The 14,470-nt window shown below is 44.5% G+C and carries 11 protein-coding genes; 7 read left to right on the top strand and 4 right to left on the bottom strand.

Features of this window, described 5'->3' with window-relative positions:
• Nucleotides 1-189 precede the first annotated feature (189 nt).
• The 5 genes from OQJ86_RS08705 (at nt 190) to OQJ86_RS08685 (ending at nt 5,777) form a co-directional block, all read left to right on the top strand.
• On the top strand, nt 190-1,110 hold the full coding sequence (locus OQJ86_RS08705; RefSeq protein WP_265987499.1) for an HDOD domain-containing protein: 921 nt from the start codon (nt 190-192) through the stop codon (nt 1,108-1,110).
• A 107-nt stretch (nt 1,111-1,217) separates the two neighbouring features.
• Nucleotides 1,218-2,123, top strand: coding sequence for a lysine exporter LysO family protein (locus OQJ86_RS08700; protein WP_265987498.1), 906 nt, complete (start codon nt 1,218-1,220; stop codon nt 2,121-2,123).
• Nucleotides 2,124-2,331: 208 nt separating this feature from the next.
• Complete coding sequence (locus OQJ86_RS08695) at nt 2,332-2,844, top strand: hypothetical protein (protein ID WP_005442243.1); 513 nt, start codon at nt 2,332-2,334, stop codon at nt 2,842-2,844.
• 121 nt (nt 2,845-2,965) lie between these two features.
• Nucleotides 2,966-4,612, top strand: a complete 1,647-nt coding sequence (panP, locus tag OQJ86_RS08690; RefSeq protein WP_038874619.1) for a pyridoxal-dependent aspartate 1-decarboxylase PanP — start codon at nt 2,966-2,968, stop codon at nt 4,610-4,612.
• A gap of 310 nt (nt 4,613-4,922) precedes the next feature.
• Complete coding sequence (locus OQJ86_RS08685; RefSeq protein WP_038868710.1) at nt 4,923-5,777, top strand: MurR/RpiR family transcriptional regulator; 855 nt, start codon at nt 4,923-4,925, stop codon at nt 5,775-5,777.
• A gap of 67 nt (nt 5,778-5,844) precedes the next feature.
• Here OQJ86_RS08685 and OQJ86_RS08680 read toward each other — a convergent pair whose 3' ends face one another.
• Entirely contained in the window at nt 5,845-7,083 is a 1,239-nt protein-coding gene (locus OQJ86_RS08680; RefSeq protein WP_265987497.1) for an iron-containing alcohol dehydrogenase, read from the bottom strand.
• Nucleotides 7,084-7,442: 359 nt separating this feature from the next.
• On the opposite strand from OQJ86_RS08680, the gene OQJ86_RS08675 reads away from it, so the two are divergent.
• A complete protein-coding gene (locus OQJ86_RS08675) occupies nt 7,443-7,709 on the top strand; it encodes a GrxA family glutaredoxin (RefSeq protein WP_005428550.1) in 267 nt (88 codons plus the stop codon).
• Between the two features lie 182 nt (nt 7,710-7,891).
• Nucleotides 7,892-9,574, top strand: a complete 1,683-nt coding sequence (locus tag OQJ86_RS08670; protein ID WP_038868712.1) for an aspartate:alanine antiporter — start codon at nt 7,892-7,894, stop codon at nt 9,572-9,574.
• 109 nt (nt 9,575-9,683) lie between these two features.
• Here OQJ86_RS08670 and fabV read toward each other — a convergent pair whose 3' ends face one another.
• From fabV to OQJ86_RS08655, 3 genes are all read right to left on the bottom strand, one after another.
• Entirely contained in the window at nt 9,684-10,886 is a 1,203-nt protein-coding gene (gene fabV, locus OQJ86_RS08665; RefSeq protein ID WP_265987496.1) for an enoyl-ACP reductase FabV, read from the bottom strand.
• Between the two features lie 180 nt (nt 10,887-11,066).
• The gene (locus OQJ86_RS08660; protein ID WP_265987495.1) at nt 11,067-13,352 is read right to left on the bottom strand and encodes an acyl-CoA dehydrogenase; all 2,286 of its coding nucleotides are present in this window, start codon (nt 13,350-13,352) and stop codon (nt 11,067-11,069) included.
• Nucleotides 13,353-13,421: 69 nt separating this feature from the next.
• Nucleotides 13,422-14,048: a TetR/AcrR family transcriptional regulator gene (locus tag OQJ86_RS08655; protein ID WP_038868716.1), complete on the bottom strand. Its 627-nt coding sequence runs from the start codon at nt 14,046-14,048 to the stop codon at nt 13,422-13,424.
• Between the last annotated feature and the right edge of the window lie 422 nt (nt 14,049-14,470).

Genomic DNA, 14,470 nt, shown 5'->3' with positions numbered 1-14,470 from the left:
CAAATTCCACATACGTGATTAGTTTCACATTTACCCATCCTAAAGCGATGTTTTTTTGACACAATCACTGCCAAAAACCGAACGCCATGGTGATTAATACAGCAATTGCGAGAGTCAAACCTGTATTTAATTGATTACTAACATACTGTGAGGGTACACTGTACGAAAGCTCTCTAGCACAGCGTCGTAATGGAACATCTATCATTTTTTTGGCTACCCAATAATAAAGATAAGCTTATAAAAGCATTGGAATCTGAGTTCGCTCAACTGGTAGAACAATCCATTTCTACCGGTAAAATATCCCTTCCTCCAATCCCTGATGTCGTACTTAAAATTCAGCAGCTTTGTACTGAAGAACATACAACGATTGCCGACATTGCTAATGCCCTACTCGAAGACCCGGGCCTTGCTGCTGTCGTTGTTCGTGTCGCTAACTCTGTTATCTTTAACCGCCGCAACATTACCTGTAATGATCTCATGACCGCGGTTTCACGCTTAGGTATCCTGAGGGTAAGAGATATCGTTACCGCACAAGCTATTGAACAATTAAAGCACTCGGTGAACTTAACCAAAGAATGCAATGCCATCTTAGTAAAGAGCGCAGCGGTCTCCCGTGAGCTTGGCGCAGCAATGGTATTGGTGGTTCAAGAGTTTAAAAAACATGAGCCCGCTACCTATGGGCATCTCGAGCAAGAGAAAGCCTTACTTGTTGGCTTACTTGCAGATATCGGTTTGTTCTGCCTTATCAATGAATACCACCTGTATCTTGATAGAGGGAATTACCTCGATTCTGATATTGCTTTGCAAATATTCCAAACTCGCTGCTCTGCAACCAGTAAACTCGTGCTTGAGAAATGGGGCTTCGACAACGATTTCCGTGAAGTGTCTTCAAACGAAAAATATCAAACTTCCCGTCCAGAAGTGAGCTATCTGGATATCGCCCGCATTGCAAACCATTTACTGATGTTCCGTAATCAGGATGAGCGAATTGAAGAACACGAAGTAGAATTTAATTTAACTGGTGCAGAAGTCTTGTATGAACTCAGCAATATGAGTGATACTGACTTCCAAAGTGAAATTAAAGAAGTTCTCAGTGCCAGCGGCCTTTAATCTCCCTATACATCAAATCCAGCCACGTTAAAGCTCAAATAGTGTTTTGATCCGTTTATACGTGGCTAAGTTATTCTGCTTACCTCATAAAGGAATCATTGAGTTTTATGTTCTCAGGGATGCTATTTATCTTCGCCCCATTGGTGGTGGGCTATTTAATTCCAATTTCTCGAGCTTCGATGTTGGAGAAAATCAACAATTCGACCTCATACCTCATTTACGTCATTCTTTCTTTAATGGGTTTGAGCCTTGCGGCATTGGACAACCTTGGTAGTAATTTACAAACTATTCTTCTTTACGCTGGCACATTTTTCGCCTGCCTGAGCGTATGCAACCTACTCGCTTTACCTTTGGTCGATAAGCTGCTTCCTTTGCAAACCGATCAGAATCAAAAGAAGCTTCCTCTTTCGTCAATGGCTTTAGAGTCAATCAAACTTGTCGTTGTTGTGGGTGGTGGCCTAGTTGCTGGCTTGTTTCTTCCTATTGGTTTGTCTTGGGTGGACACAGCGAGCGAGTGGATTTTATTCCTTTTGCTTTTCTTTATCGGCATTCAACTACGCAATAGTGGTTTGACGCTTAGACAAATCCTACTCAACAAGCAAGGTATGGCGATTGCGACAGTGATCATTGCAACGTGTATGCTTGGCGGCGTAATTGCTGCAATGATTTTGGATCTTCCTCTTTATCAAGCTTTGGCGATGTCTTCTGGTTTTGGCTGGTATTCACTGGCTGGCATTTTGATGGGTGACGCCTTTGGGCCTATCTTTGGCGGCGCTTCTTTCTTAATTGAGCTGATGCGTGAATTGGTCGCGTTGATTGCCATTCCACTACTTATTCGCAGTTATCCATCTACAGCAATTGGCTACGCCGGCGCGACGGCGATGGACTTTACCCTACCCGTCATTCAAACCACGGGCGGTGTTCGATGTGTGCCTGTTGCCATTGTAAGTGGCTTTATCTTGAGCTTATTAGTGCCAGTTATGATGCTTTTCTTTGTGTCTCTTGCTAGCTAGATCTCAGGAATATTCATTAACATCCATTACAATACGGCAAAAATTCAAATACCCAAGTAACCTCAAAATGCTCAATTCGAAGAGAATTTTCTGGTTCACCGCTTTGTTATCGAGCCCTTTAATTTTTAACTCTTGGATCGGTAATCAGTGACAGGCAAGGCATATGTCTATTGGGGTTACAAAGGGAATACAACCAAAAGGAATAATAATGAAACGCTTTGTCGTTGCGGCGCTCCTCGCTACAAGCTCAACTTTTACTTTTGCTGCTGATCAGCAATGTCTTGCAACTAAATACGATGGCTACATTGATGCTTCCCTACAGTGGTATCAAGATCTCGTAGACCTAACCGTGACTCAATACCCTGACTTAAACGAAGTTAGCCAATGGTTCTTAGAAGGCCGTAAACACCACTTCGAACTCAACCGTGAAGCTGTACATTATTTTCTAGAAAACGATCCAAGCCGAGTAGCAACGGAGCAACCGGTTGAAGCATGGTTGAAGCTAGAACAACACGATGTGAAGCAACTGGCTACACGCAGTGATGCCCTAGGTGAAGCGGCGAAGAAAACCTTCAGCGATCGTCAATCTGCTAACCATCCAAAGAACTACGACCTACGCTCAGCGTTTGCTGACTTGCTAAGCCATCCAAAACAGATCGATTCTGCGCTTAACAAGTATAATCAATCAATTGCTAAGATTGAAAAGCAGAAGTGTGAGTAAGACCCCGCCTAAAGTTTCATTTCAGCAACATGGGTTTCAATAATTAAAACGGGACTTTGCGCCCGTTTTGGTTTAGATTGTGCCGCTCGCATTACCAAAATAACTACAAAGATTCTTTGCTATGGTTAAGGAACAAAAAACCGCTGACGTTAGCTTCGAGAGCTTGTTAAAGATCTTCACGATTCCTGAAGGTCCAGATTCCACGTTGACGAAAATTGATGAAAGTCTTTCCCAAAACTTAAATCAATTCCTTCGTGAACACATCGTGGCAGAAGAAAAGCCTTTACGTGAAATCGAGAAAGACTTTTCTTCTGCTCAGATTCCTGAGCAACCTGAGTTTGTATCAGACCATACCGAGCACCTTTTAGATACCTTAGTATCTCACTCGGTTCACACCTCTGCACCAAGCTTTATTGGTCACATGACTTCTGCCCTGCCGTATTTTTTAATGCCGCTGTCGAAAATCATGATTGCCTTAAACCAAAACTTGGTGAAGATTGAGACCTCAAAAGCTTTCACTCCACTAGAGCGTCAAGTGCTAGGCATGCTACACAGTCTTATCTACGGTCAGGACGAAAAGTTCTACCGTAAGTGGATGCACAGCGCCAAACATTCTCTAGGTGCATTTTGTTCTGGCGGTACCATTGCCAACATTACTGCGCTTTGGGTTGCTCGCAACAAAGCATTGAAAGCAGATGGTGCATTCAAAGGTGTAGAAAAGGAAGGCCTTTTCAAAGCGATGAAGCACTATGGCTACGAAGGTCTTGCGATCTTGGTATCAGAGCGTGGCCACTATTCACTTAAGAAAGCCGCCGATGTCCTTGGTTTAGGCCAAGATGGCTTAGTTGCCGTCAAGACAGATGCAAACAACCGTATTGTTGTCGATGACCTCAAGGCAAAAATCACGGAGCTTGAAGCACAAAACATTAAGCCGATCGCTGTTGTTGGTGTTGCAGGTACGACCGAAACGGGTAGCGTAGACCCCCTAGCCCAAATTGCCGAAGTTTGTGCACAGCATAATTGCCACTTCCACGTGGATGCAGCTTGGGGTGGTGCGACACTAATGTCGAACAATCATCGTCATCTACTCGGTGGCGTTGAGCTTGCTGATTCAGTCACGATTGACGCGCACAAACAACTGTACATTCCTATGGGTGCAGGCATGGTTCTGTTTAAAGATCCTGATGCAATGAAATCCATCGAGCATCACGCACAGTACATACTGCGTAAAGGCTCGAAAGATCTTGGCAGCCATACGCTTGAAGGCTCTCGTTCTGGAATGGCGATGCTAGTTTACGCAGCCATGCACATCATTAGCCGCCCAGGTTACGAACTGCTTATCGATCAGAGTATTGCAAAAGCGCGCTATTTCGCCGATCTTATCAAGCAACAAGAAGATTTTGAACTGGTCTCTGAGCCTGAACTTTGTTTACTGACCTATCGCTATTTACCAACTCACCTACGAGCAGCACTGGAAAAGGCACAGGGCACGCAAAAAGAAAAATTGAACGAACTGATCAACCAGCTCACTCAATTTATTCAGAAGCGCCAACGCGAAACTGGTAAATCCTTTGTCTCTCGTACTAGGCTGAATCCAGACCAATGGCAACGTATGAATACCATCGTATTTCGTGTTGTGCTGGCGAACCCTCTAACTACGAACGACATATTGAATGCTGTTCTTGATGAGCAACGTGAAATTGCTCAACAAGCACCAAGCTTGATGGCTAAGATTGAAGAAACTGTCGAAGACATTCTCAATTCTTAAGCGCCAATGTGAGTTACATCAAATTGAAAATTTCTTTCTTTTTGGTGTAACTCAAACATCATTATTGTGCCACTAGAGCAACATACCTTCGATCCCACATCCAATTCTGTAGTTTTTACAACATTTTGTTTGAGGCTTGTCAAATTCTCACGAAATAGTAACCGTATTTGTTTTAGCCAGATAAAGGATCGGGTTTATACTGAATTTATGGCGCTGGTCGTTTTCGTTAACGCCCCTCTCGACCGAGAAACTTTGTGTTTCTACCCGTTAACAGAGCCAGCGAGTTGTTCTCTATACCCTCGTGAACACTATGAATACATTAGAAAAAATTCAAAAAAACCTGGAGAATTTCAGTAAGTCAGAGCGCAAAGTTGCGGAAGTAATTATGGCGTCTCCACAAACTGCAATTCATTCAAGCATTGCAACGTTGGCGAAAATGGCTGACGTGAGTGAGCCAACTGTTAACCGTTTCTGTCGACGTCTGGATACCAAAGGTTTCCCAGACTTTAAATTGCACCTTGCGCAAAGCCTTGCCAATGGTACGCCTTATGTAAACCGTAACGTTGAAGAAGACGACGGTCCTGATGCCTACACCCACAAGATTTTTGAATCGACAATGGCGTGTTTGGACGTAGCGAAGAATAGCCTTGACGCGATGCAAGTGAATCGTGCCGTGGATCTTCTTACTCAGGCAAAGCGTATCTCATTCTTTGGTCTTGGCGCTTCTTCTGCGGTTGCGCGGGATGCACAAAACAAATTTATTCGCTTTAACATCCCAATTACTTGCTTCGAAGACATTGTAATGCAACGTATGAGCTGCATTAACTGCAGTGACAACGACGTAATTGTTTTGATTTCTCATACCGGACGAACCAAGAGCCAAGTTGAGATTGCGAATCTAGCTCGTGAGAACGGCGCAACTGTTATTGCAATTACAGCCAAAGATTCGCCACTAGAGAAAGCAAGCTCACTGGCGATTACATTAGATGTACCGGAAGACACAGACGTATACATGCCTATGGCCAGTCGTGTAGTTCAAATGACCGTCATTGATGTACTTGCAACGGGCTTTACGCTTCGTCGTGGTACTGGGTTCCGTGAGAACCTAAAGCGAGTAAAAGACGCGCTAAAAGATAGCCGTTACGACAAGCTAAGTCAGTACTAATAGAGATACGAAGGGGAGCTTAATTGCTCCCCTTTTTTTGTACAGATAACCGCATTCGCTATCTCAGTCAATTGTTGACACTAGAGAGATCTGAGTGTGATTCAAGAATTTCAACTGAACTAGCATGAAGCTTGCTTTCTTCCATGCATTCCCCGCTACAATCGCACACTTGACGTAAGATATAGACTAATCGGTCTTGATTGAGCGGAAGAGGATTTCCTTTAATAGCAACGGACATGAGGGCGTCATCGGCCACTTGTTCAAAAGAGGTTTGGCAAACTCCAAACTTACCAAGATCAGGCAACTCAAGTTTATCGAGCACCATTTTCACCCATAGCACACCGTCATGTTCATTAGCATTCGTTCTATCCGTGACAAGTTGCGCCAACCTCCTATAGCGACTGATCACATCCGCTCTGCCCGCTTGCTTTGCTGCCTTTATGTTCTCTTGCATAACGTGCGGCGCCAACCTTGCAGTAATCACACTATGGGGGGCATCTAACTTTCCACCTAATGCCGAAGCTAAACCATGCGCAGCACCTAGTTTAGCATTAGTGATCGCCATACCTCCCAACAAGGCTGCGAAAGACAAATCTGATCTCGCCTTATGATTATCTTGCTTACAACCAGCTATGACAGAGCGGCTTAGCCGTCTGAGCCCCTCTTCGCACACCATATCAGTTAAAGGGTTAGGGTCACCGCAGACATACGCTTCCATCAAATGAGTGAAAGCATCCATCGCTCCCCTTCCAGATGTGTATTGATCCGTACCATAAGTTAAGGTGGGATCCACAATAGCGACATCCGCTAACATCTCCGGACTGCGTAAACTAACCTTGACTTGGTCTTGCCCAGATTTTAGCACTGCGTTACGAGTCACTTCGGAACCTGTGCTTGCCGTGGTAGGGATAGCAATAAAATGAATCGGTTTGGTTTTTAATGGGACGTTTCGACCAACAACTTCAACGTAGTCATACACATCCCCTTGATTTGGGATAATAGCAGCCAGCGCTTTCCCCATATCAATCACGCTGCCTCCCCCAATGGCAACGACTATATCCGGCTGAAACTTTCGTCCTAGAATGGCAGTTTCTTCCACCATGGTGATATTAGGCTCACCATTTATAGCGACATGCTGATAACGCATATTCTGCGCTTTAAGATAATTAATGATCGGTGTGGCACGTTGCGTGTCTTTACCTGTCACCAGTAATACGCTGTAGCCAAATTGATTGATTACAGACAACGAAGATTGAAGCGCCCCTTCGCCGAAGATAATCCTTGTTGCAGTCATAAACTGAAACATACACTTCCTCCCCAAAACAACAACTCAGACTAGATTGCTATGCTTTGCGCAAAAAAAAGTTGACCGAGTGCACCTTGCCGCCATTAACCCTTCAAAATGTGTGTTTTTATGCGTCACTTCACAGAGTTAGCTAAGCCCAAAGATCGATTAACTTTTGTTCTAAAAGTGACTTTTCTTGGCTTTAAGCTTAGTGCGTGTTTAGTTTTTATACGATAGATTTCGCCTATCGAAACAAGAGGCATTTGCTGCTTTATTTCCGGTTCTGGATCGGGCATAGTTGTCCCAACATACGAGAGCGAATCGCAGCATTGACGTTTTCGTTCGCTTTCAATAAGAATAGATTTAGGAGAAATAAGATTATGTTCGTAGTTATCTTTGGTCGCCCTGCATGTCCTTTCTGTGTACGTGCTAAAGAGCACGCTGAAACACTTAAGGCAAAACGTGATGATTTCAACTACCGTTACGTAGACATCCACGCTGAAGGTATTTCTAAAGCTGACCTAGAGAAAACAGTTGGTAAGCCAGTAGAAACTGTTCCTCAAATCTTCATCGACCAAACGCACATCGGTGGTTGTGATGACTTTGAAGCTTACGCAAAAGAGCACCTAGGTCTATTCGACGAGTAATTCGAATAACTGAATTTTTAAAAGCCGCTAGTAGCGGCTTTTTTATTATGTATTCAAAATGTTATTCCCTTACGTCAAGTAATAGTAAAACCTAAAAAAATTCACTTATCTTTTTGCTATATTTAGTTACAATTCGCAATTCTTAATCTTTTTCTTTGGCACACACTTTACCGAGCCACACAGTGAACATAGACGTCGTACATCTTCTTGAACAAAACCCCATTCTTCTAATCTTCGTCGTATTAGCAATTGGTCTTGCCATTGGCAAAATTCGCTTTGGAAAGCTGCAGTTAGGCAACTCTATTGGCGTGCTCATTACCTCGCTTATCATGGGACACCTCGGCTTCTCATTTAACGCAGAAGCGCTAACGATTGGCTTTATGCTGTTTATCTACTGTGTAGGTATCGAAGCTGGGCCTAACTTCTTCGGTATCTTCTTCCGAGATGGTAAGCATTACTTCATTTTGAGCATGACCGTGTTGGTCTCGGCTGTCGGCTTAACTTATTTCTGTAGCCATTATATGGGCCTAGATTTTGGCTTATCTGCCGGTATGATGGCGGGTGCCCTTACCGCAACGCCTGTTCTGGTAGGTGCACAAGATGCATTAAACTCTGGTCTTGCTACCATTCCGCGTAACATGGATTTTTCTCTCGTATTAGAAAATCTATCGGTTGGTTATGCCATGGCTTATCTGGTCGGTTTGATCAGCATGATCATGTTTGCCAAACTGCTGCCTAAATTGCAAAAACAAAACCTATCCGACTCAGCTCAACAAATCGCACAAGAACGCGGCTTAGGGAGTTCTAGTCAAAGAAAGGTGTATTTACCCATTATCCGTGCGTACCGTGTTGGCCCTGAGCTGATTGACTGGACAGATGGTAAGAACCTTCGTGAGTTGGGCATTTACCGCCAGACGGGTTGTTACATAGAACGTATTCGTCGTAACGGCATTCTTGCCCACCCAGACGGTGATGCAATCCTGCAAGAAGGTGACGAAATCGCACTAGTAGGCTTCCCAGACAGCCATGCGCGTCTTGACCCTAGCTTCCGCAACGGTAAAGAAGTATTCGACCGAAACCTGCTTGACCTTCGAATAGTCGAAGAAGAGATCGTGGTTAAGAGCGATGCCATCGCAGGCAAACGCTTGTCCGATTTGAACCTATCTGAATTCGGCTGTTTCTTAAACCGCGTAGTGCGTGCTCAAATTGAAATGCCGATGGATTTAGACATTGTTCTCGCTAAAGGTGATGTCCTTCAGGTGAGTGGTGAAAAGAGTCGTGTACATGGTCTCGCTGAGAAAATCGGTTTCATCTCGATCCACAGTCAAATGGCAGATTTACTCGCGTTTTGTAGCTTCTTTATTCTGGGCATTATGTTTGGCTTGGTGACCATGACGTTTGGTCAAGTGTCATTCAGCTTAGGTAACGCAGTCGGCCTATTACTTTCAGGCATCACGCTAGGCTTCCTACGAGCAAACCACCCTACCTTCGGTTATGTTCCGCAAGGGGCGTTAAATATGGTCAAAGACTTAGGGTTGATGTTCTTTATGGTCGGAATAGGCTTAAGTGCTGGTGGCAAGATGTTCGAGCACTTGACTCAAGTTGGTCCACAGATCATTGGTTTAGCATTTATTGTAAGCGTAGTGCCGGTTGTTCTTGCATACCTAGTTGGCGCTTACGTGCTTAAGATGAACCGTGCCCTACTCTTTGGTGCTATTATCGGAGCTCGTACGTGTGCTCCAGCAATGGACGTAGTGAACGAATACGCTAAGTCGACAATTCCTGCACTTGGTTACGCAGGTACGTACGCGATTGCCAATATCTTGATGACCCTAGCTGGTACCATTCTGATTATTCTGAGTTAATCACAATGAATGAGCGTTACAGATCAGTTTATGCAGCGCTCCTTATTCAAAGATTCTAGACAGAAAAAAGGCGCTCATTGAGCGCCTTTTTCAATTCCGCTAGAAACGATTAGATTTGTGTGAAATCTGTTTCTACTGCTGGGTTCACGTCTGCTTCGTAATCCACACCGTCAACACCAAAGCCGAATAGCTTCAAGAACTCTTCTTTGTACTCAACGTAGTCAGTTAGCTCTTTTAGGTTTTCAGACGTGATCTGTGGCCATAGGTCACGACAGTGTTGTTGGATGTCTTCACGCAGTTCCCAATCATCCAGACGTAGGCGGTTCACTTCATCTACTTCTGCAGCGCTGCCGTCTTCTTTGTAAAGACGTTGACTGAACATGCGGAAGATTTGTTCCATACAACCTTCATGTACGCCTTCTTCGCGCATTTTCTTGAATACCATTGCGATATATAGAGGCATTACAGGAATTGCAGAACTTGCTTGAGTCACCACAGACTTAAGTACCGCTACGTTTGCGCTACCGCCAGTTGTAGACAGTTTCTCGTTCAGTGCTGCTGATGCACGATCTAGGTCCATTTTCGCTTTACCTAGAGCGCCATCCCAGTAGATCGGCCAAGTTAGCTCAGTACCGATGTAGCTGTATGCGACTGTTTTACAGCCATCTGCTAGCACGCCAGCGTCTGATAGTGCATTAATCCATAGTTCCCAATCTTCACCGCCCATTACGGTTATTGTGTCTTGGATTTCTTGCTCAGTTGCAGGCTCTACGCTTGCTTCGATGATGACGTCTTTGTTGGTATCAACAGCTGTCGACGTGTATGTCTCACCGATAGGCTTAAGTGCTGAACGGATCAGTTCACCCGTTTCTGGCATTTTACGTACTGGAGAAGCCAGTGAGTAAACCACCATATCTACCTGACCAAGGTCTTCTTTGATCAGATCGATTGTTTTCTGTTTTGCTTCATTTGAGAACGCGTCACCGTTTAGGCTTTTCGCGTATAGACCCTCTTCACGAGCTAGCTTTTCAAATGCAACAGAGTTGTAAAAACCTGCTGTACCTGGCTTCTTCTCCGTGCCTTCTTTTTCGAAGAAAACACCGATAGTTGAAGCACCGCCACCAAATGCCGCAGCGATACGAGAAGATAGGCCGTAGCCACTTGATGCACCCACAACGAGAACGCGTTTTGGAGCGTTTTTAATTGGGCCTTGTGCTTTAGTGTAAGCAATTTGTTCTTTTACGTTAGCTTCACAACCCACTGGGTGCGTAGTAGTACAGATAAATCCACGAATTCTAGGTTTGATGATCATATTCAACTTCCTTTAAAAAACGTTGCTAGGATAAAAGGTTCAGCCCTACTTCGCACCTAATTTCTGTAAAAATGCTGCGAAAATGCAAGTGGTTGGAGCACTCACAGCATCATTTATGACCGATAGAAACAAATAAGCACCTCGGCTGAGGTGCTTATTTCGAACATTTTAGTGTGGACGTTATGCCGCTGAATTCAAATGCGATTTTTTCGTCGTCACATTAGTACGAACTTCTGAGAAGTCATGGCTAAAGTGGTCAACTTGAATTGCTTTGTAACGCAGCTTATCCGCCGCCATAATCTGATCTATTTCTTGCTCAGTTAACACACCTTCTTCAAACGCTTGCTGTAGGCGGTCATGTAGTAGACCTTTACGTGCAACTTTGCCATCTTTAGCCGCCTTCATCAGTTTGCGCTCTAATGGCTTAACGTCATACATCGCTAAAAATGCACGCTCCATCAAACCCACACTGTCGTCTTCGTCTTTACCGATGTAACAAAGGTGCGTCAGACGGTCACGCTGAGCGCCTGGGGTCATCATAGCCTCTGTCAGACCTACACACAGTTCATCACTCGGTGCTTTGAAGTGATTACCAAGTGGGAATAACAAGCCTTTAAGGACACCACCTACGTATTTCACAGGGAAGTTTGAGTACGCTTCATTCAGTGACTTAGACGCATTGTATAAGCAGTGCTGTACCGCGTAATGGACAAAGTTTAGATCACCCTGTTGTCGAACTTCATCTTCGTACTTCTTCAACGCGGCTGATGCCATATAGAGGTAGCTTAGGCCATCACCCAAACGAGCAGAGATCATCTCTTTACGTTTTAAATCACCGCCAAGCGTCAGCATCGCAAAGTCAGCACTTACGGCTAGCGCACGGCTTAGACGAGTAATGTCCTTGTAATATTGCTGCGTAGGGCCGCTCATGTGCGCCTTAACAAAACGAGAACCAGTTAGCGCTGCGCCAAGTGCGCCAAAGGTGTTACCCGTGGCATGTTTAATGTGCTTAAACAGCAGATCATCAAACTCTTTCGCACCTTCTTTCGAATCTGGGTTGGCCGCTGCTTCCATCTCTTTCAGTACGTATGGATGACAACGTGTCGCACCTTGACCGAAAATCATTAGGTTGCGAGTCAAAATATTTGCACCTTCGACGGTGATAGCAACAGGAATGCCTAGATAATGCTTCGCTAGGTAGTTCATTGGACCATCTTGAATCGCGCGTCCCGCATGGATATCGAAAGAATCGTTCAGGATAGTACGGGCCATTTCCGTCATGTGGTATTTAGCAATAGCTGTCACGATGCCTGGTTTCTCTTTCATATCAAGAGACGTCGTCGTCAAAGTACGTGTTGCTTCAAGTAGATAAGTTAAACCACCAATGCGTCCCATCGCCTCAGCGACACCTTCAAATTTACCGATGGACATACCAAACTGTTTACGGACATATGCGTAAGCGCCTGTGGTTCGTGTGGTAAGGTGACCGATCGCGGTGCCGAGCGCAGGAAGGGAAATACCACGGCCTGCCGACAAACATTCCACCAACATACGCCAACCTTTACCCGCGTACTCTGAGCCACCAATTAGCCAGTCCATAGGAATGAACACATCGTTACCACGTGTTGGACCGTTCATAAACGCAGAACCGAGCGGATCGTGACGCTCACCAATTTCCACACCTTCGTGATCAGCAGGAATCAATGCACAGGTAATACCCACATCTTTCTTGTCGCCAAGCAGGCCATCTGGGTCTTGAAGTTTGAATGCGAGACCAAGAACAGTCGCAACAGGTGCTAGGGTAATATAACGCTTGTTCCAACTAACACGGATACCAAGAACTTCTTCACCCTCGTGCGTGCCGTAACAAACTACGCCTTGGTCTGGAATACCGCCTGCATCTGAGCCAGCTTCAGGGCCGGTTAAGGCAAAACATGGAATATCCGTACCGTCAGCGAGACGTGGTAGCCAGTAGTCTTTTTGTTCTTGAGTACCATAGTGAGAAAGTAGCTCACCTGGGCCAAGAGAGTTTGGCACCATGACTGATACGGCTGCGCTGATGCTTCGTGTGGCAATACGAGATACGATGGTTGAGTTTGCAAGTGCAGAAAGCTCTCGGCCGCCGTATTCTTTCGAAATGATCAGAGAGAAGAAACGCTCTTTACGTAAGAACTCCCAGACTTCAGGTGGTAGATCACGGTCATCTTTTACGATCTGCTGATCGTTTAGCATTTCAAGTAACGTCTCAAGCTCATTGTCCATGAAGGCTTGTTCTTCAGACGTCAGTGCTGGTTTTGGGTAGTGATGAAGCGTTGTAAAGTTAGGCTTGCCAGAAAACAACTCGGCATCCCACCATACACTACCGGCTTCCATTGCCTCTTTTTCCGTACTCGACAATGGTGGCAGTACTTTCTTAAACATTTTAAATGCTGGGTCACTAATCCATTTTCTTCGTAGAGAGCTCATAGTTCAGATCCTTTTGTTCACATTACCGCTCGCGGCTTTCACTTTTCTTTTTTATTGATTTAATTAGGTTTACTTGGCGGACATTCCTGCCGACAGGTATGGAATCAGTAGGTCGACGACAGACTTCGCATCGACGTCTTTTTGGAATTTACTTTCCGCAATTTCCGTTAGCGCTTGACTAGATGCCATGGTGAAAACACAAGTTCCAAGGGTAAAGTGTAATCGCCAAAACAGCTGTTCTTCTGTTAGTTCAGGGTTTGCTTTGCCTATGGAGAACATAAACAACTTCAGCACTTCGTCATATCTGGTGCTGATAAACCAGCGCAAGTGCCCCTGCACATCGGTGTAACCTCGCCCTATCAACAACATAAACAAGGCAGTACCGTTTGGTCGCACATCATTTAACGCCCGTAAGGGTAAGCGCAACGATTCGAATACCTCATCCATGTTGTAATCGTCACGGGTGTTTAGCTCTATCAGAGATGTTTTAATGCTCGGCATTAACGCTTCTAAATAGCGGTCTAAAACGGCTCTAACGAGCGTCTTTTTATCGCCAAAATGGTAGTTTACCGAAGCAAGGTTGACGTTCGCCTTACCAGTAATGGTTCTTAGTGATGTGTCATTGAAGCCGTATTCTGCAAATAGTCCTTCTGCTACATCGAGTATTTTTTCTTTTGTTGTACTTCTCGGGGCCATTTCAATCACTCGTATTAAACAACTGTTTGAAAATATACTCCCGAAACGACAGATTAACAAACGATTAACATCACATTTTCAAGCATTGGTCTGACCAGACATAGAAAGTGCAGGCGTAAAGGAATGAATTTAAAGCGAATATTATTTTGTGAAAAAAACTTCTAAAAAAAATGGAACTGAATGGAATTAGCTCGGTCTGAATTACTGTAACAACTAGGGCATTTAAAGTTTTTCAGGCCGTCAAACTTGTTTCTTTCTGGTTGTTACATTGCTGCTTTTTCTTATTAACTCCTATGTTTGTATCCGCCCAGATAAATTTTCTTCTGGGCTTTTTTTCGTCTGTCGTTCCCCGCTATGCACTAGCAAATAGTAAATCCAAGATATAAAAAACCTCTCAATTGAGAGGTTTTCGTATTTCAAAT

The sequence above is a fragment of the Vibrio sp. Sgm 5 genome (assembly GCF_026241575.1).
Taxonomy (GTDB): Bacteria; Pseudomonadota; Gammaproteobacteria; order Enterobacterales; family Vibrionaceae; genus Vibrio; species Vibrio jasicida.
The sequence above is the reverse complement of the archived record's forward strand: the minus strand, read 5'-3'. Positions and strand labels throughout refer to the sequence as shown.

Coding starts and splice junctions, on each gene's coding strand:
- OQJ86_RS08705 (WP_265987499.1), top strand. CDS start 190: ATGGAACATCTATCATTTTTTTGGCTACCCAATAATAAAGATAAGCTT.
- OQJ86_RS08700 (WP_265987498.1), top strand. CDS start 1,218: ATGTTCTCAGGGATGCTATTTATCTTCGCCCCATTGGTGGTGGGCTAT.
- OQJ86_RS08695 (WP_005442243.1), top strand. CDS start 2,332: ATGAAACGCTTTGTCGTTGCGGCGCTCCTCGCTACAAGCTCAACTTTT.
- panP (WP_038874619.1), top strand. CDS start 2,966: ATGGTTAAGGAACAAAAAACCGCTGACGTTAGCTTCGAGAGCTTGTTA.
- OQJ86_RS08685 (WP_038868710.1), top strand. CDS start 4,923: ATGAATACATTAGAAAAAATTCAAAAAAACCTGGAGAATTTCAGTAAG.
- OQJ86_RS08680 (WP_265987497.1), bottom strand. CDS start 7,083: ATGTTTCAGTTTATGACTGCAACAAGGATTATCTTCGGCGAAGGGGCG.
- OQJ86_RS08675 (WP_005428550.1), top strand. CDS start 7,443: ATGTTCGTAGTTATCTTTGGTCGCCCTGCATGTCCTTTCTGTGTACGT.
- fabV (WP_265987496.1), bottom strand. CDS start 10,886: ATGATCATCAAACCTAGAATTCGTGGATTTATCTGTACTACTACGCAC.
- OQJ86_RS08660 (WP_265987495.1), bottom strand. CDS start 13,352: ATGAGCTCTCTACGAAGAAAATGGATTAGTGACCCAGCATTTAAAATG.
- OQJ86_RS08655 (WP_038868716.1), bottom strand. CDS start 14,048: ATGGCCCCGAGAAGTACAACAAAAGAAAAAATACTCGATGTAGCAGAA.